This is a genomic window from Paenirhizobium cremeum (assembly GCF_022884085.1).
GTDB classification, from domain to species: Bacteria; Pseudomonadota; Alphaproteobacteria; order Rhizobiales; family Rhizobiaceae; genus Allorhizobium; species Allorhizobium cremeum.
In genome coordinates this window covers 201,366-217,069 of the sequence record NZ_JAGGCS010000005.1, presented here as the reverse complement: position 1 = coordinate 217,069, position 15,704 = coordinate 201,366, and the positions used below count along the sequence as shown (strand labels likewise).

The 15,704-nt window shown below is 61.2% G+C and carries 18 protein-coding genes and 1 tRNA gene; 5 read left to right on the top strand and 14 right to left on the bottom strand.

Annotation, left to right across the window (positions count from 1 at the left end; translation table 11 throughout):
• Window positions 1–2 precede the first annotated feature (2 nt).
• The 3 genes from J5N58_RS11465 to J5N58_RS11455 are packed head-to-tail and all read left to right on the top strand — an operon-like array spanning window position 3 to window position 1,700.
• Window positions 3–1,145: a glycosyltransferase gene (locus J5N58_RS11465; RefSeq protein ID WP_244710847.1), complete on the top strand. Its 1,143-nt coding sequence runs from the start codon at window positions 3–5 to the stop codon at window positions 1,143–1,145.
• Between the two features lie 50 nt (window positions 1,146–1,195).
• Entirely contained in the window at window positions 1,196–1,492 is a 297-nt protein-coding gene (locus J5N58_RS11460) for a helix-turn-helix domain-containing protein (protein ID WP_112827203.1), read from the top strand.
• A 58-nt stretch (window positions 1,493–1,550) separates the two neighbouring features.
• Entirely contained in the window at window positions 1,551–1,700 is a 150-nt protein-coding gene (locus J5N58_RS11455; protein WP_244710845.1) for a hypothetical protein, read from the top strand.
• Between the two features lie 77 nt (window positions 1,701–1,777).
• Here J5N58_RS11455 and J5N58_RS11450 read toward each other — a convergent pair whose 3' ends face one another.
• Together J5N58_RS11450 and J5N58_RS11445 are read right to left on the bottom strand one after the other, a co-directional pair.
• Window positions 1,778–2,800, bottom strand: coding sequence for an extracellular catalytic domain type 1 short-chain-length polyhydroxyalkanoate depolymerase (locus J5N58_RS11450; protein WP_113338756.1), 1,023 nt, complete (start codon window positions 2,798–2,800; stop codon window positions 1,778–1,780).
• Between the two features lie 258 nt (window positions 2,801–3,058).
• Window positions 3,059–3,135, bottom strand: a tRNA-Pro gene (locus tag J5N58_RS11445).
• Between the two features lie 378 nt (window positions 3,136–3,513).
• Here J5N58_RS11445 and J5N58_RS11440 point away from each other — a divergent pair.
• A complete protein-coding gene (locus tag J5N58_RS11440; protein ID WP_112827205.1) occupies window positions 3,514–4,083 on the top strand; it encodes a transglutaminase-like cysteine peptidase in 570 nt (189 codons plus the stop codon).
• A gap of 41 nt (window positions 4,084–4,124) precedes the next feature.
• On the opposite strand, the gene J5N58_RS11435 is transcribed toward J5N58_RS11440, so the two are convergent.
• The 6 genes from J5N58_RS11435 to J5N58_RS11410 all read right to left on the bottom strand — a co-directional run bounded on the left by J5N58_RS11435 (window position 4,125) and on the right by J5N58_RS11410 (window position 8,470).
• The gene (locus J5N58_RS11435; protein ID WP_112827461.1) at window positions 4,125–4,658 is read right to left on the bottom strand and encodes a MerR family transcriptional regulator; all 534 of its coding nucleotides are present in this window, start codon (window positions 4,656–4,658) and stop codon (window positions 4,125–4,127) included.
• A 122-nt stretch (window positions 4,659–4,780) separates the two neighbouring features.
• Window positions 4,781–5,119, bottom strand: coding sequence for an integration host factor subunit alpha (locus J5N58_RS11430; protein WP_112827206.1), 339 nt, complete (start codon window positions 5,117–5,119; stop codon window positions 4,781–4,783).
• A 107-nt stretch (window positions 5,120–5,226) separates the two neighbouring features.
• Window positions 5,227–6,198, bottom strand: coding sequence for a beta-ketoacyl-ACP synthase III (locus J5N58_RS11425; RefSeq protein ID WP_112827207.1), 972 nt, complete (start codon window positions 6,196–6,198; stop codon window positions 5,227–5,229).
• A 21-nt stretch (window positions 6,199–6,219) separates the two neighbouring features.
• A complete protein-coding gene (gene plsX, locus J5N58_RS11420) occupies window positions 6,220–7,266 on the bottom strand; it encodes a phosphate acyltransferase PlsX (RefSeq protein WP_112827208.1) in 1,047 nt (348 codons plus the stop codon).
• Between the two features lie 99 nt (window positions 7,267–7,365).
• Window positions 7,366–7,923 carry a YceD family protein gene (locus tag J5N58_RS11415; protein ID WP_244710843.1) on the bottom strand — a complete coding sequence of 186 codons (558 nt, stop codon included), beginning with the start codon at window positions 7,921–7,923 and terminating at the stop codon, window positions 7,366–7,368.
• A 1-nt stretch (window position 7,924) separates the two neighbouring features.
• Window positions 7,925–8,470, bottom strand: a complete 546-nt coding sequence (locus tag J5N58_RS11410) for a ubiquinol-cytochrome C chaperone family protein (protein WP_112827210.1) — start codon at window positions 8,468–8,470, stop codon at window positions 7,925–7,927.
• A 269-nt stretch (window positions 8,471–8,739) separates the two neighbouring features.
• Between J5N58_RS11410 and J5N58_RS11405 the strand changes: the two genes are divergently transcribed.
• Window positions 8,740–9,237, top strand: coding sequence for an outer membrane protein assembly factor BamE (locus J5N58_RS11405; RefSeq protein WP_112827211.1), 498 nt, complete (start codon window positions 8,740–8,742; stop codon window positions 9,235–9,237).
• 79 nt (window positions 9,238–9,316) lie between these two features.
• Here J5N58_RS11405 and J5N58_RS11400 read toward each other — a convergent pair whose 3' ends face one another.
• The 6 genes from J5N58_RS11400 to nrdR form a co-directional block, all read right to left on the bottom strand.
• The gene (locus tag J5N58_RS11400) at window positions 9,317–11,455 is read right to left on the bottom strand and encodes a sodium-translocating pyrophosphatase (protein ID WP_112827212.1); all 2,139 of its coding nucleotides are present in this window, start codon (window positions 11,453–11,455) and stop codon (window positions 9,317–9,319) included.
• A 152-nt stretch (window positions 11,456–11,607) separates the two neighbouring features.
• Window positions 11,608–12,837: an MFS transporter gene (locus tag J5N58_RS11395; RefSeq protein WP_112827213.1), complete on the bottom strand. Its 1,230-nt coding sequence runs from the start codon at window positions 12,835–12,837 to the stop codon at window positions 11,608–11,610.
• 18 nt (window positions 12,838–12,855) lie between these two features.
• Window positions 12,856–13,335 carry a transcription antitermination factor NusB gene (nusB, locus tag J5N58_RS11390; protein ID WP_112827214.1) on the bottom strand — a complete coding sequence of 160 codons (480 nt, stop codon included), beginning with the start codon at window positions 13,333–13,335 and terminating at the stop codon, window positions 12,856–12,858.
• A gap of 6 nt (window positions 13,336–13,341) precedes the next feature.
• On the bottom strand, window positions 13,342–13,800 hold the full coding sequence (gene ribH, locus J5N58_RS11385) for a 6,7-dimethyl-8-ribityllumazine synthase (RefSeq protein WP_112827215.1): 459 nt from the start codon (window positions 13,798–13,800) through the stop codon (window positions 13,342–13,344).
• 326 nt (window positions 13,801–14,126) lie between these two features.
• Entirely contained in the window at window positions 14,127–15,188 is a 1,062-nt protein-coding gene (gene ribD, locus J5N58_RS11380; RefSeq protein ID WP_244710954.1) for a bifunctional diaminohydroxyphosphoribosylaminopyrimidine deaminase/5-amino-6-(5-phosphoribosylamino)uracil reductase RibD, read from the bottom strand.
• 33 nt (window positions 15,189–15,221) lie between these two features.
• The gene (gene nrdR / locus J5N58_RS11375; protein WP_112827217.1) at window positions 15,222–15,698 is read right to left on the bottom strand and encodes a transcriptional regulator NrdR; all 477 of its coding nucleotides are present in this window, start codon (window positions 15,696–15,698) and stop codon (window positions 15,222–15,224) included.
• Window positions 15,699–15,704 lie beyond the last annotated feature (6 nt).

Below are 15,704 nucleotides of genomic sequence, written 5' to 3'. Positions count from 1 at the left end.
CCATGCAAGATACGAATTCCCGGCTGCGAATCCTCCAGGTTCTCGAACCGAGCGGCGGAGGTTCCGGCCGTCATTTCATCGACCTTTGCGCCGGGTTGAAGGCGCAGGGACATGGCGTGACCGCGGTCTATTCGCCGGTGCGGGCGGAGGAACGCTTCGTACGGGAGCTCAAGGCCCTCGATCTTGAGCGTGTCATCGCCGTCCCGATGCTGCGTGCCGTCGGACCGGAAGATGCCTCCGCATGGAAGGCGTTGGTGCGGGTCGTACGGGAGGAAGGCCCGTTCGACATCATCCATGGCCACAGTTCCAAGGCCGGTGCGCTGACCCGCATCCGGCTTCCAGGCCCGCATGTGCCTCGCATCTACACCCCACACGCCTTTCGTACGATGGACCCGGCGCTGGGCGCCAAGGGCCGTCTGCTGTTCGGAAAGGTGGAGACGCTTCTCGGTCGCTTCTTCACCGACCGGTTGATCTGCGTTTCGCAAAGCGAATACGACCACGCGCTTGGCCTCGGCATTCCCGACGAACTGCTTCGTGTCGTGGTCAATGGCGTGGGAGACCTGCCGAGCGGAGATGGCCAAGCCATCCGCAAGCGTTTCGGTCTTCCTGAGGAGGCGCTCGTCTTCGGCTTCGTCGGCCGGCTCTCCGCACAGAAGGCACCGGAACGGATGATCGCGGCCTTTGCCGGAGTTGCGGCGCGCGTACCGCATGCCCGACTTTTCATGGTCGGACATGGCGAACTGGAACAGGCAGTCCGCAAAGAGGTCCACGCCGCCAATCTTGCCGACCGTGTCACGATCACCTCGGAAATCACAGGCGCGGAAGCCATGCAGGCGTTCGATGCGCTGGTGATGCCCAGCCGCTATGAGGCGATGTCCTATGTCCTGCTGGAGGCGGCGGCCAACGGATTGCCGATGATCGTTACCGATGTCGGCGGAGCGCGCAATGTCGTCATTCCCGGCGAAAACGGCATCATTGTTGCCAATGACGATGATCCCGCGCATCTGGCCTCGGCCATGGAAACGCTTTCCGACGGAAAAATACGCGCGCGGTTCGCCGGCAGCGCCAACGGCCGGCGTCATGCTTTCGGCGTGGGAGCGATGGTCGATCAGACGCTCGCCATCTACCGCGAAGTCCTTTCCTGATCCACTTTCGAACCAATTGATTTCGGGCGCGGTTTCGCCATATTGATCTTATGACCACACCCGCTCAAATCCGCGCCGCAAGGGCGCTTCTCGGTATCACTGTCGACCAGCTTTCGGAAAAAAGCGGGGTATCCGCCTTCCTGATTCTCCAGACGGAGGCGGGCGAAACGGCAAATGTCGATCAGGCGACGCTTTACGCTCTCAAGCAGTCGCTGCAAGCATGTGGCATTCTCTTCCTTGCCGACGGCGACAGCCCTCCCGGCGGCGCCGGTGTCCGGTTCGCCGCGCGGGACGAGGAAGATGACGGTGTGCGTCCGGAAGACCTCAACGCTGCCAACGACGACTGAGTGGAACAATTTTCCGCAGTTCGGATTATTGCCCTGTCGAATGGAAACAGGAGCAGTCATGAACCGGAACAATGGTCTTTATCTCATCATCGGTGCACTTGCCGTCGTCGTCATGGGCCTCGGCTACTACGTCTATCGGGAAGAGACCAAGCCGAAGGGCATCGAACTCAACATCGGCCGCAGCGGCGTTTCGATCGAAGAGAACTGAGGTTTCGCGTTCATTGTCTTCCGATGGCGGGGCCGATCGCCCACGCCATCTCTCGTGCATTGACCCGCTGGCTTGCCTCAGGGGATCGCCATGAAGGTGCGCGTCATGTGAAGGGGCGCGCTCAGTCGTCCTTCGAGCATGAAGGGCGTCCCCCCCTCGCCCGTCACCTTGCGCGGCTTCTTCAGCACCGGCAAACCATGCTCCATCCCATCGATCATGCAGAACTCGATGAGCGGTCTGCCTGCCTTGTCCGTCCAGAGGCGTGCAGGATGGCCCTCGATTGAAACCGGTCTGCCGTCCTCGTCCCGAAGGCCATAAAGATCAAGCCATTGACTGAGAGCGGCACGCGCGTTGGCTGTCGAGACCACGCGGTCTGCGGTGCCGTGCCAGATGGAGATCGTCGGCCGCCAGGCGACTTCCGGCGTGACGGCGCGAATGAGGTCGCCCCATTCCTGCGGTGTCCGGTTCGCGCCCGATTTCATCACCGACAGGGCTGTCATGGCATCGCGGGCGGAACCGAAGGGCAAACCGGCAACGATCTGTCCGGCCGCAAAGAGATCGGGATAAGTGGCGAGCAAGGCGGCCGCCATCGCCCCGCCGGCGGAGAGACCCTGCAGGAAAATACGCCCGCGGTCGATCCCGTGCCGCTCGCAGGCATTCTCGATCATCTGGCGAATAGACATAAGCTCGCCACGATCACGCGCCACCGCGCTCGGCCGGAACCAGTTGAAGCACAGGTTGGGATTATTGGACTGACGCTGCTCCGGATAAAGCAGGACAAAGCCTCCATCCCGCGCCAGCATGCTCCAGTTGCTGCCCCGGTCGAAATCCTCGGCGGTCTGCAGGCAGCCATGCAGGACGACGACCAGCGCGGGCCGGCTCAAGCCCTTCGGCGGCGCATATTCCAGCATCCGCAAATGCCCCGGATTGGTGCCGAAGCCAGTGACTTCCGTGAGGTGCGGACGAGGACCGCGAACACGCGGCAATCTCACAGGAGGAGCAACCGGCGTCACGATCTCTGCGGCGCGGCTCAAGCGCCTTTGCCATTTCTTCTGCTGGGCCGTTATATAGGAAAACGGCACGGGAATTTTCATACGCATGGAAATGCGGTTCCGTTCAATTATTCGGCTTCTCACTCCCATGAAGATCGCCCGCCACAGCCTTGAACAGGCGCACTCCTCATATCGAGTTCGACGCGCTCGCGCTCCTCCGGCAGCGGACAATGTCCATATAATGCTGCAACGCAGCAATGATAGGGCAAAATTGGGAAAAATTTACCGAAAATGTCGCGCCAGCGCGTCCGATCGGCGGACAGTCCCGGATTTGAAGAATATTTTGCTGGGAAATCAAGATTTTAATGGTCGGGGCGGCGGGATTCGAACCCACGACCCCTTGACCCCCAGTCAAGTGCGCTACCGGGCTGCGCTACGCCCCGACCTGCCATTAAGGCCTGATCCCATTATGATTTCCGGCTCCGAAGCGCAAGCGGAAAAATGCAAGCCCGGATTAAAAAGAAGGACAACGCACCAGAAAGTGGGCCTGTTGGAAGGCGGTATCCCCATAAAAGATGATCGGACATCGCACCAGGACACAGCCTGCCTCTCGAAAGGACATGGGGGGCTCAGGGATTTGTCCGTCCGGCTGCTCCCGTTTTCCGGTGCTCAAGTTTCCAGTGCGCCGCAAAAACCATGTTGCACTGCGACATAATTTTGCGATCATTGGGGGACATTCTCTGGAGTCGATGCTTTAGCCTAAGCTGGTGGTGCTCCGCGTTCCACCTGTTTCGCCGGGTAAACAGCCATGGAGCCGTGAGATGCCTCTCATGACCGTCTGCATCCTTATTGCCTCAGTCGCGTTCTTCTTCTCGTGGCCGGCCAGCCAAACCCAGGCCGGCGGCCGGCTCTCGGCTCCCTTTCTCGAGGAAAAAACGCCGACGATTGCGCCTTATGCCTTCGTGAAACTCTGTGTCGAGACGCCGCGCGAATGCCGGACGAAAGGCGGCGCGAACCGGACTCAATTGAACAGCCGGGTGGAGCGTGCGCTGGTTTCGGTCAACAGGAGCGTAAACAAGGCGATCCTGCCCGGTAAGGACAACAAGGGAAACGATGCCTGGCGTCTGTCGCCCCGTTCAGGGGACTGCGAGGACTATGCCGTCACGAAGCGGAAGAAGTTGATCGATGGCGGGCTTCCTCCCCGCTCGATACGCCTGGCAATGGCCACCACTCCAAACGGAGAGGCGCATGTGGTCGTCATCGTCAAAACGCCGACGGCCGATCTCGTTCTCGACAACAGAAACGACGAGATCAAGCCGGTGAACAAGGTCGACCTTCACTGGCTGATGATCGAATCGGCCGACAATCCGAAACGGTGGCGTTGGCTGTAAAGCTTGTGCAAGCCCCATGCGGGGCACAGGCGACGGAAGCCTCAGCGGACCTGATCGAGCAGCCGCTTGCATTCGAGGAGGTCGAAAAGCGCTTCCTGTAACAACGCCCTATCCTCCTTGCCCACCGTACTCTTTCCGACCGAGATTTCGGGCATGTCGTCGTCGCCGCCACCGAATCCGAAGAATCGGCCACTGACTTTCGCCTTGGGGCGTCCGACGACCTGGTCCTCGTCCGGAGGGCCGAGTTTCGGCTCGTCCGACTTCTGGGCGTTTGCCGCGATCAGCGCTTCCATAGTCGCATGATCGCCGGTCGCCACCGCCATCACGAACTTATTGCCGTTGGTCTTCAGAAGTTTCTGAACGCCCTTGATCGTATAACCCTGATCGTAAAGCAGATGGCGAATGCCCTTCAGCAGTTCGACATCGTCCGGCCGATAATAACGGCGTCCTCCACCGCGCTTCATCGGCTTGATCTGAGGAAAGCGCGTTTCCCAGAAACGCAGCACATGTTGCGGCAGATCGAGATCGTCCGCAACTTCGCTGATGGTGCGGAAGGCATCCGGGCTCTTATCCAACTGCATGTTCATGCTCCATGACACGCGCGTCGGCGCGACTCGCCGGCTATTTCAACGATTTGCGCAGAGAAATTCAAGCGCCCTATCAGGGTTAGAACGCCTCAATCAATCGGCAGAGCCGATCACGACACCGGGCTTTGCGGCTTTTGCTTGGCCTTTCGGGACAGATGCGCCCGGAGAATCCGCTGCTTCAGCACGTTGGACGCCTTGAACGTCATCACCCGACGCGGCGAAATCGGCACTTCCTCGCCCGTCTTGGGATTGCGGCCGATGCGTTCATTCTTGCTGCGCACCTGGAAGGTCGCAAAAGAAGAAAGCTTTACGGTCTCGCCACGAACGATGGCGTTGCAGATCTCATCGATCACGGTTTCGACGAGTTCCGCCGATTCGGTGCGTGAGAGGCCAACTTTGCGAAAGACCGATTCCGCCAAATCCGCTCGCGTCACTGTCTTTCCGGCCATGTGTCCCGCCCGTTTAAATCAATGATCTTGTTGAAGCGGTGTGAGAGTATTGCCCTTGGGCGTGACGGTCAAGCGCTTGTATGAAATCCTTTATTTGGAATCTCGCCCTACCAGCGCAGCAGCACCGCACCCCAGGTAAAGCCACCACCCATCGCTTCCAGCATGACGAGATCGCCCTTCTTGATGCGGCCGTCTCCGGCGGCAACGGCAAGCGCCAGCGGAATGGAAGCGGCGGAGGTATTGCCATGCAGGTCTACGGTGACGACGACCTTTTCGAGCGGTATGCCGAGCTTCTTCGCCGACCCATCGATGATGCGGCGGTTGGCCTGGTGCGGCACCAGCCAATCCAGATCCGCGGCGGTCGTGCCGGTGGCGTCGAAGGCCGCCTCGATCACGTCGGTAATCATGCCGACCGCGTGCTTGAAGACCTCGCGCCCTTCCATGCGGAGATGGCCGACCGTGCCCGTGGTCGAAGGACCGCCGTCGACATAGAGCTTGTCCTTGTGGGTACCGTCCGAGCGTAGCTGAGAGGTCAATACGCCGCGGTCGGTGGTCCGGCCCTCGCCCTCTTCCGCTTCCAGCACCAGCGCCCCTGCGCCGTCACCGAAGAGCACGCAGGTGGTGCGGTCCGTCCAGTCGAGGATGCGGGAGAAGGTTTCCGCCCCGATCACCAGGACGCGCTTGGCCATGCCGCCGCGAATATAGAGATCGGCCGTCGCCATGGCGTAGACGAAGCCCGAACAGACGGCCTGGACGTCGAAGGCAAAACCGTGATGGATGCCGAGCCGGTTCTGGATGTTGACTGCGGTTGCCGGAAAGGTGTTGTCCGGGGTGGAGGTCGCACAGATGATGAGGTCGATATCGGCAGCGACAAGGCCGGCATTGTCCAAGGCGGCCTTCGCTGCGGCAGCGCCCAGCGACGCGGTCGTCTCGCCTTCGCCGGCAATATGACGCTGACGAATGCCCGTGCGCTGCACGATCCATTCGTCCGAGGTTTCGACAAGGTCTTCCAATTCGCGATTGGTCATCACCCGCTTCGGAAGCGATGCTCCGAAGCCGCGAACAACTGCACGGATCATATTAGTTTCCTACCCCTAGGATCATGCCGCTTCGGGACCGGCCGCTGAGGGGTGCCGGGCATGATATCTTTTCAGATCGTTTTCTATCTTTTGCGTCAGGCCATTGCGGGCCATGTCATAGCCGACATCGATCGCGGCAGCAAAGCCTTCGGCATCCGTTCCGCCATGGCTCTTGATGACGATGCCGTTCAGGCCGAGGAAGACACCGCCGTTCACCTTTCTCGGGTCCATCTTTTCACGCAGGCGATCGAATGCGCCTTTCGCAAAGAGATAGCCGATCTTCGCAAGCCAGGTGCGCGACATGGCCGAGCGCAGATATTCGGCGATCTGACGCGCCGTTCCTTCCGCGGTCTTCAAGGCGATATTGCCGGTGAAGCCTTCGGTGACGACCACGTCCACCGTTCCCTTGCCGAGATCATCGCCCTCGACGAAGCCGAAATAATCGATGGTATCGAGGCCCGCCTCGCGGATAAGCCGACCGGCCTCCTTGACCTCTTCCTGTCCCTTGATCTCTTCCACCCCGACATTGAGCAGGCCGACGGACGGACGATCTACCTCGAACAGGGCACGTGCCATGGCGCCACCCATCAGGGCGAAGTCGAGAAGCTGCTGCGCATCCGCGCCGATGGTCGCGCCGACGTCGAGCACGATGCTTTCACCGGACAGCGTCGGCCAGATGGCGGCGATTGCCGGACGCTCGATGGATGCCATCGTGCGCAGGCAGAACTTGGCCATGGCCATCAGCGCACCGGTGTTACCGGCGGAAACGACGACATCGGCCTGACCGGTCTTCACGGCCTCGATGGCGCGCCACATGCTCGAAATATAGCGACCGCGGCGAAGCGCTTGGCTCGGCTTCTCATCCATGCCGACCGCCACCTCGCAATGATGGAAGACGGACTTTTCCTTCAGCTTCGGATACTGCGCCAGCAATGGCATGCAGCGCTCCTGCTGACCGAAAAGAATGAACGTCGTATCGGGATGCCGCTCCAGCGCCTTGGCAGCTCCGGGAATGACGACTTCAGGGCCGAAGTCGCCTCCCATGACGTCGAGAGAAATTCTGATCACTTATGTCTGATCCTTCTTTTCGCTGCCGGGCGAAATTTTCGGCCAAAATACCGTTTTTGCCGCCACGCACAACCCAAATCGCCGGGAATCCGCGGCGCTTCAGTCCTTTTTCCAGTCCTTCAACACCGCAAAGGGCGAAGGACGCCGGTCGTCTTCGGCGGAACCCTCCCGGTGGCCCTCAAAAGCGATGCCCGGCTTGCGGGGATAAGGGTCGATGGCAAGAGCGGCGAATTCGGCGACAAGAGCACCGGCATCGATGGCATCGCCGGCAAAGGTCTCCGGCAGATCCGGACCTTCCGGATCGAGGACCATTTCACCGGCCTCGTCGGTCACGATGCGCGCCAGCTTGGAACCTTCCGGAACGAAGATCTGGTCGATCTCCTGATCGATCACAGCCGTAACCGGATCAAGCGTCACCACGCAGGCCTGGACGATCTCGCCCTTAACACGCCCCTTGATGCGGACACCGTCCTTTTTCCAGCGGGCGATCTGGAGATCCGCCGCCAGCCGGTTCACTGCCAGCACCTTCCACAATTGTGCGAGCCAGGCGCATTCGCGCTCATCGGCTTCCACATGCACCTGCACCGGGTTGGCCGAGATATGGCCCACCTTGACCAGATACGTAAAGCCTGCGGCATCCTTCCTGTTCGTCGTCATCTCAGTGCGTTCCTCCGGGAACCACAAGTCGGACGGATCCGGTCTCGATCACGTCCTCGCCAAGACCGGCCAAATGCCGCTCGGCCTCGATCATCCAGTCGGCAAGCCCCTGCATCGAAGGCGCAGTTCCTGCCGTTTCCGGGTATATATTGCGCAGAAGCGCCGCCGCCAACTCCTCGCGCGCACCTTTGTCGAGACAGCCTGCATAAGACTCAAGGCGGCCGTAGAACATGCCGGCCAGCTTCTTCATGCGCTTGGGCACGCCCTGGTCGCCGATCCCGAGTTCGCGGATTGAATGATCGACGTCCTGAAAGAAGGCATCGACGATCTCCTGAGCGATTTCCTGGCCGCTGCGCGGCGAACGCGCGGTGCGTCGAAAGAACAGAATCAGGACGATGGACAGCATTTCGAAACGGCCCATCACGGTATCGGGAACACCGAGGTCGGAATAGAAGAACGGCGTGCGCGCGGCGGAAGTCAACGCCGCATACTGGCGCTCGACGATGAGCCGGTTATGCTTTTTCTGCCGGAAGAAGCCGAATACCATTCAATTCCACCAAAAAGAACCGCAGGAACAAGCCCGCCTGCCCATGCTCATGTTGCATGATTGCGAAAGCTGGTTTACCGAAGCAGGCGTGAATTGCAATGCCGTTTCTGCCTGCCTGCACCCGCCGGCACGGCGACGCCGGTCTCCGACCGCCGGAGCGAATGCGAGTTTTTCGCAGTCGGCCGTTTGTCCCCGGAAAGGCCACAATGGTATGCGCAACAGGTTTGCGGACGTTTTCTCGAACGTCCATATCTAGAGTCATGGGAGACTTGCGGTTGGAAATGCGGTACCTCAGATCGAACAGGAACGTTCTCGGATGCACTGCTGTCGCCCTTGCTGTGGCGGTCGCGAGCCTTTCGGGGTGCTCCACCCAGGAGGTCTTCCACAACGGCTATGTCGTAGACCAGAACGCGCTCGACCTCGTGCCGGTCGGCTCCAGCCGCGAGCAGGTGCTCCTGTCGCTCGGCACGCCGTCCACGACCGCGACGTTTGACGGCGAAGTCTTCTATTACATATCGCAGACGCGCACGCGCTCGGTCGCCTTCATGAAGCAGCGGCTGGTGGAGCAGCAGATTCTCGCCATCTACTTCGACAAGGACGGCGTCGTGTCGCAGCGCGCGAACTACACGATGAAGGACGGCAAGGTCTTCGACATGATTTCCCGCACCACTCCGACGGGCGGCAAGGACCTCACCTTCCTGCAACAGATTCTCTCCGGCGGCGGCGGCGCGGCCAACAGCATCAAGAATATGCTGGGTGGCACCTGACCGCACAGAAGGTACCGACAAAAAAGAAACCGCGGAAGCCCGTTCCGCGGTTTCTTTCGTTTCAGCAGAATGAAAGCCGTCAGCCTGCCAGCACCGCAAGCAACAGCAGGGCGACGATATTGGTGATCTTGATCGCCGGATTGACGGCCGGGCCGGCAGTATCCTTGTAAGGGTCGCCGACCGTATCGCCGGTTACCGATGCCTTGTGGGCGTCGGAGCCTTTCAGGTGCTTCACTCCGTCCTTGTCGACGAAACCGTCCTCGAAGCTCTTCTTGGCGTTATCCCATGCACCGCCGCCCGAGGTCATGGAAATCGCCACGAACAGGCCGTTGACGATGACACCCAGCAGCGAGGCGCCGAGTGCGGCGAAGGCGGAGGCCTTGGAACCCGAGATCAGCAGCACGCCGAAATAGACGACGAGCGGAGCCAGCACCGGCAGCAGCGACGGGACGATCATCTCGCGAATGGCCGCCTTCGTCAGCATATCGACCGCCCGGCCGTAGTCCGGCCGTTCAGTGCCCTGCATGATGCCGGGCTTTTCCTTGAACTGGCGGCGTACTTCCTCAACGATCGAACCGGCGGCGCGGCCGACCGCGGTCATGGCAATGCCACCGAAGAGATAGGGAATAAGGCCGCCGAAAATCAGCCCGGCCACGACATAGGGGTTGGACAGGCTGAAGGAGATATCCCCGATGCCCGAAAAATACGGGTATTTGTCGCTGTTGGCGGCAAAATACTGCAGGTCGTTGGAATAGGCGGCGAAGAGCACGAGCGCGCCGAGGCCTGCCGAACCGATCGCATAGCCCTTGGTCACCGCCTTGGTGGTGTTACCAACCGCGTCGAGCGCGTCGGTGGACTTGCGCACCTCCGGCGGCAGATGGGACATTTCAGCGATGCCGCCTGCATTGTCGGTGACCGGGCCGAATGCGTCGAGCGCCACGATCATGCCGGCAAGGCCAAGCATGGTGGTGACGGCGATTGCGGTGCCGAACAGGCCGGCAAGCTGATAAGTCGCGATGATGCCGCCGACGATGACAATCGCCGGAAGCGCAGTCGACTCCAGTGAGACGGCGAGCCCCTGGATGACGTTGGTGCCATGGCCGGTTACGGAAGCCTGGGCGATGGAATTGACCGGCCGCTTGTTGGTGCCGGTGTAGAATTCGGTAATCACGACGATCAGGGCTGTCACGACAAGGCCGAGAATGCCGCAGATGAACAGGTTCCAGCCGGTGATGTCCATGCCGGCGACAGTGCCGATCGAGCCCCAGCCAACGGTGAGCGAGGTGGCCGCGCCGAGGCCGAGGATCGACAGAACCCCGGTGACGATCAGGCCCTTGTAGAGAGCGCCCATGATCGAACCGCTGGTGCCGAGCTTGACGAAAAAGGTGCCGACGATCGAGGTGACGATGCAGGCGCCGCAGATTGCGAGCGGGTAAGTCATGGCGATATCGAGCGTCGGCGAGCCGGCGAAGAAGATCGCGGCCAAAACCATGGTTGCGACCACGGAAACCGCATAGGTCTCGAAGAGGTCGGCGGCCATTCCGGCGCAGTCGCCGACATTGTCGCCGACGTTATCGGCAATGGTCGCCGGATTGCGCGGATCGTCCTCCGGAATGCCGGCTTCGACCTTGCCGACGAGATCGCCGCCGACGTCGGCGCCCTTGGTGAAGATGCCGCCGCCAAGACGGGCGAAGATCGAGATCAGCGACGCGCCGAAACCGAGCGCGACCAGCGCGTCAATCACCTCGCGCGAGCCGCTTTGATGGCCGAGTACAGCGGTCAGCACGTAGAAATAGATGGAAACGCCGAGAAGGGCGAGACCTGCGACCAGCATGCCGGTGATGGCACCGGCCTTGAAGGCGATGTCGAGCCCCGCGGAAAGGCTCTGTGATGCGGCCTGAGCGGTGCGCACATTGGCGCGGACCGAGACATGCATACCGATAAAGCCGGCGGCACCGGACAGCACCGCTCCGATCAGGAAACCGATTGCGGCGGTCGCGGACAGCAGAACCCAAGCACCGATGAAGACAACGGCACCCACGATGGCGATGGTCAGGTATTGACGAGCGAGGTAAGCCTGAGCGCCTTCGCGGATATAGCCCGCGATCTCCTGCATGCGGGCATTGCCCTGATCGGCCGCCAGCACGGAACGTGTGGCCCAGATCGCATAGGCCACAGAAAGAAGACCACACAAAATAACGACTGGTAAAACTGTCATTCGCAATACCCTCCCGTATTGCCCGCGCCTCACTCCTCGCGGGCGGTGACATCCGGACTCGGCCCCCTCCTCCGAGGTCGTCCGGCTTGGGGGCGAGATTGCGTTGCGCTTTCCTGTACGTCAAGTCCCGCCGGTGTCGCAGCCGAAAGGGTTCAACTCTTCCTTGCGGCAGCGGTGGCGCGCATCTGCACAATCACCAGAACGAGGCAGACAATGGTCACCGGCCAGACGACGAGGTTCATGACGGACCAGCCGAAGGCAGTGAAAACCTTGCCGGAGGAAAAGGAGGAGAGCGCGACGGTGCCGAACAGGATGATATCGTGAAAGCCCTGAACCTTGTCGGCCTCATGCGGGCGGTAACTGGAAGCAACGATAGCGGTTGCGCCGATGAAACCGAAATTCCAGCCGATGCCGAGCAGCACGAGCGCGCCCCAGAAATTCCAGAGTTCGACGCCGATATGGGCGACGACAGCGCAAGCCATCAGGATGACGAGGCCTGCCGCCACGACCCTTTCGGTGCCGAAGCGGGAAATCAGCATGCCGGTGAAGAAGCTTGGGGCGAACATAGCGATGACATGCCACTGAATGCCGAGCGTTGCGAGTTCGGATGAAAAGCCGCAGCCGACGACCATGGCAAGCGGCGCCCCGGTCATCATGAAGGTCATCAAGGCATAGGAGCTGATGCCGCAGATCATGCCGGTGATGAAACGCCGCGTCGCGACGATTTCACGCAGAGGTCTGGCAGGCTCGCCATTCTCGCCAACCTTGCCCGCCGCATCCGGCAATCTCAGGAAAGCCAGAACCACGATCGCCAGCAACATCAGCGGCACGAGGCCCATGAATGCGCCGGCGAAGGTGACCGGGGCCATCACGTCCTTCAGCCAGATGGCAAGCTGCGGTCCGACAATCGCCGACACAATGCCGCCGGCGAGAATCCAGGAGATGGCCTTGCCCTTGTAGAAACTCGGAGAGGCATCGGCGGCGGCGAAACGGATCTTCTGGGTGAACCCGCCGGAAAGACCGATCAGCAGCAGGCCGAAAGCAAAAAGCCAGAAATCGGAACGGAACAGGGCGAGCGCCGCGACCGCGCCGCCGGTCGCCCCCATCAGCGCGCCGAGCATGAAGCTCTCGCGCCGCCCAAGAATGCGCGAGGCGGCCGCAACGACGATCGCCCCCAGCGCCACACCGACGTTGAATCCGGTCAGCGGTGCGGTTGCAAGCGACTTGTCGGCGCCGAGAAGCTGGAAGCCTGCAAGCCCGCCGACCGAGAAACTGAGGGGTGCGGCCGAACCCAGGATGGATTGGGCAGCCGTCAGGAGGAAGACATTGCGTTTCGCAGAGCGCAACTGGCCGTCCAACCCTTGAGGCTCCGCAGCGGTCATTCCCGTCAGTCCTTCAGATTATTTCTTCGCCGGAGCGCGCACCTGCTTGGCGATGCGGTCGAGGACAGCGTTGACGAGCTTGGGTTCGTCCTCCTCGAAAAAGGCGCGGGCAATTTCGACATACTCCGTCACGATCACCGCAATCGGCACGTCCTTGCGCTCCAAAAGCTCGAAGGTGCCGGCACGAAGAATGGCGCGAACGGTACTATCGATGCGCGACAGCGCCCAGTCATCCTGCAGCGCCTGGCGGATCATCGGGTCGATCACCTTCTGGTCGCGCACGACGCCTGCCACGATGGAACGGAACCACGAAGGATCGGCCTTCAGGTATGTATCGCCATCGATTTCCTGGCCAAGGCGATGCGCCTCGTATTCGGCCACAACTTCCAGAACGCCGGTGCCGCCAATATCCATCTGGTAGAGCGCCTGCACCGCGGCAAGGCGGGCTGCCCCGCGTTGGTTGGCGGATTTTACCGGCTGGTTTTCTTCCTTCGACATGTTTCGTCAGTTACCCAGTTTTTCCTTCAACGCGATCATCGTCAACGCCGCGCGGGCGGCAAAGCCGCCCTTGTCCTTATCCGTACGACGAACGCGGGCCCAGGCCTGCTCGTCGTTCTCGACCGTCAGGATGCCGTTGCCGATCGCAAGCGATTCGGACACGGCGAGATCCATGAGAGCACGCGAGGATTCATTGGCGACGATATCGAAATGATAGGTCTCGCCACGAATGACCATGCCGAGCGCAACGAAACCGTCATAGGCGACACCGCCATCATCGGCAGCGTCGAGTGCCATGGCGATCGCCGGCGGGATTTCGAGGGCACCCGGAACGGTGACGATATCATACGTCGCCCCGGCTTCCTTCAAGGCAACCGTCGCGCCGTCCAGCAGCGCATCTGCCATGTCATCGTAGAATCGTGCCTCGACGATCAGAAGATGCGGTGCGGATTTCTTCTTTGCCATGATTCCGGTCCCGGTTTTTAAAGAGAGTGCGGCCATCAGCCAGTCAGACGGGTCAAACCACGGCGCATCGCCGATGGCAAGTGTTTTTAGCTGAAACCGCCCCTCGTGAGAGCACGCCGTCCTGCCTCCTGACGGCCGCCGCCCGGAACAAAAGGCTTTCCTCAAACCTTTATCACCCGTCACCAAACCAGCGGCAACCGCCATCGAAACGGTCTGCCGCCCTGACAGAGGAGGATTTCACATGGGGCGCGGCATATTGCTATGGCTACTCGGAGTTCCGATTCCGCTCATCATTCTTATCCTGCTGTTCTGGCGCTGAGCAGGGTTTACTCGACGTCGGAGCGACGAAAGATCTCCAGGCCGTCAGGACCTAAGGCAAGCGATCGGTCGAGAACGAAGTCCGGCGGCACGGTCGACAGAAGCACCGGAGACGCAATGCCGCCCGTTCCGACGACAGTGGCGCCCCGAAAGAGCCAGATCTCATCAACCAGCCCGAGATCGAGAAAGGATCGCGCGACGCGCGCTCCGCCCTCGACCAGCAGCGACGAAATACCGCGAGCGGCAAGCGCAAACAGAAGCGCTTCGAGATCCTCCGATTGCAGGACCTCCACGCCGGCCGACTGCAGGGCATTTTTCCGGCCGGAGAAGCCTTCGTCGTCGTCCGCGCCGGCAATAGAGATGACCGGAACCTCTCGGGCGCTTCTCACCAGCTTCGAGCCGAGAGGCAATTCCAGCCTGCGATCGAGGACGATGCGCAAGGGTGAACGGTCCGCAAGTCCCGGCAAGCGTACCGTCAGTTCCGGATCGTCGGCAATTGCGGTGCCGATCCCGACGAGGATCGCGTCGGTCTCCGCGCGAAGCATCTGTACCTGAGCGCGAGCGAGAGGACCGGTGATCGCCACCTGCCCCGCTCCATCGCGGCCGATCATGCCATCCTGCGAAACGGCAAGTTTCAGAATCACTTGTGGACGCGCCTTCGTCTGACGGGTGAGGTAAGCGGACAGCGCCTTGCGACCCTCCTCTTCCAGAACGCCGCTTGCCACCTCAATGCCTGCCTCCTCAAGCATGGCAAGTCCCCGTCCCGACACCCGTTCGTCGGGGTCCGTCACGGAAACGACAACACGGGCAACACCGCTTGCGATCAGGGCATCGGCGCAGGGCGGCGTCCTGCCGTGATGCGAGCAGGGCTCGAGGGTGACATAAGCCGTCGCTCCCCTCGCCCTTTCCCCGGCATCGCCAAGAGCCTGTGGTTCGGCATGGGGCCGGCCGCCCTCGGCGGTAACGCCGCGACCGACGACGATGCCGTCCCTGACGATCAGGCAACCCACGGAAGGATTGGTGGAAGTGCGGCCGAGGTTCCACTGCGACAGGCGGATCGCGGCCGCCATGTAGCGCTCGTCATCCGGCGCGGCGGCCAAGGATCACTCCATGCCGCTATCGCGGGAAATCTTCGCATTGATCTCCGCGATCACCTGCTCGAAGTCTTCCGCATGGGAAAAGTCGCGATAGACGGATGCATAGCGCACGAAACCGACGTCATCGAGGCTCTTCAGCGCCTCGAGAACCTGCAGGCCGATCTCTTCGGAGGAAATCTCGGTCTCGCCGGAGCTTTCCAGCCTGCGGACGATGCCGGAAACCGCACGCTCGATGCGATCGTTGTCGACCGGCCGCTTGCGCAGCGCGATCTGGAACGAGCGCACGAGCTTGTTGCGATCGAAGGGCACCTTGCGACCGGTCTTCTTGACGACCATGAGCTCGCGCAACTGCACCCGTTCGAAAGTCGTGAAGCGACCGCCGCAATCCGGGCAAATACGCCGCCGGCGGATGGAGGTGTTATCCTCCGCCGGGCGGGAATCCTTGACCTGGGTGTCGTCTGAACCGCAGAAGGGGCAGCGCATGCGTCT

Bases quoted from the DNA above. Each gene is read 5' to 3' on its own strand.
- J5N58_RS11430 (WP_112827206.1), bottom strand. From the start codon at position 5,119: ATGGCCGGAAAGACAGTGACGCGAGCGGATTTGGCGGAATCGGTCTTT.
- J5N58_RS11450 (WP_113338756.1), bottom strand. From the start codon at position 2,800: ATGCGTATGAAAATTCCCGTGCCGTTTTCCTATATAACGGCCCAGCAG.
- J5N58_RS11400 (WP_112827212.1), bottom strand. From the start codon at position 11,455: ATGACAGTTTTACCAGTCGTTATTTTGTGTGGTCTTCTTTCTGTGGCC.
- J5N58_RS11455 (WP_244710845.1), top strand. From the start codon at position 1,551: ATGAACCGGAACAATGGTCTTTATCTCATCATCGGTGCACTTGCCGTC.
- nrdR (WP_112827217.1), bottom strand. From the start codon at position 15,698: ATGCGCTGCCCCTTCTGCGGTTCAGACGACACCCAGGTCAAGGATTCC.
- J5N58_RS11460 (WP_112827203.1), top strand. From the start codon at position 1,196: ATGACCACACCCGCTCAAATCCGCGCCGCAAGGGCGCTTCTCGGTATC.
- J5N58_RS11440 (WP_112827205.1), top strand. From the start codon at position 3,514: ATGCCTCTCATGACCGTCTGCATCCTTATTGCCTCAGTCGCGTTCTTC.
- J5N58_RS11410 (WP_112827210.1), bottom strand. From the start codon at position 8,470: ATGGTATTCGGCTTCTTCCGGCAGAAAAAGCATAACCGGCTCATCGTC.
- J5N58_RS11415 (WP_244710843.1), bottom strand. From the start codon at position 7,923: ATGACGACGAACAGGAAGGATGCCGCAGGCTTTACGTATCTGGTCAAG.
- ribH (WP_112827215.1), bottom strand. From the start codon at position 13,800: ATGGCAAAGAAGAAATCCGCACCGCATCTTCTGATCGTCGAGGCACGA.
- J5N58_RS11395 (WP_112827213.1), bottom strand. From the start codon at position 12,837: ATGACCGCTGCGGAGCCTCAAGGGTTGGACGGCCAGTTGCGCTCTGCG.
- ribD (WP_244710954.1), bottom strand. From the start codon at position 15,188: ATGGCGGCCGCGATCCGCCTGTCGCAGTGGAACCTCGGCCGCACTTCC.
- J5N58_RS11425 (WP_112827207.1), bottom strand. From the start codon at position 6,198: ATGATCCGTGCAGTTGTTCGCGGCTTCGGAGCATCGCTTCCGAAGCGG.
- nusB (WP_112827214.1), bottom strand. From the start codon at position 13,335: ATGTCGAAGGAAGAAAACCAGCCGGTAAAATCCGCCAACCAACGCGGG.
- J5N58_RS11465 (WP_244710847.1), top strand. From the start codon at position 3: ATGCAAGATACGAATTCCCGGCTGCGAATCCTCCAGGTTCTCGAACCG.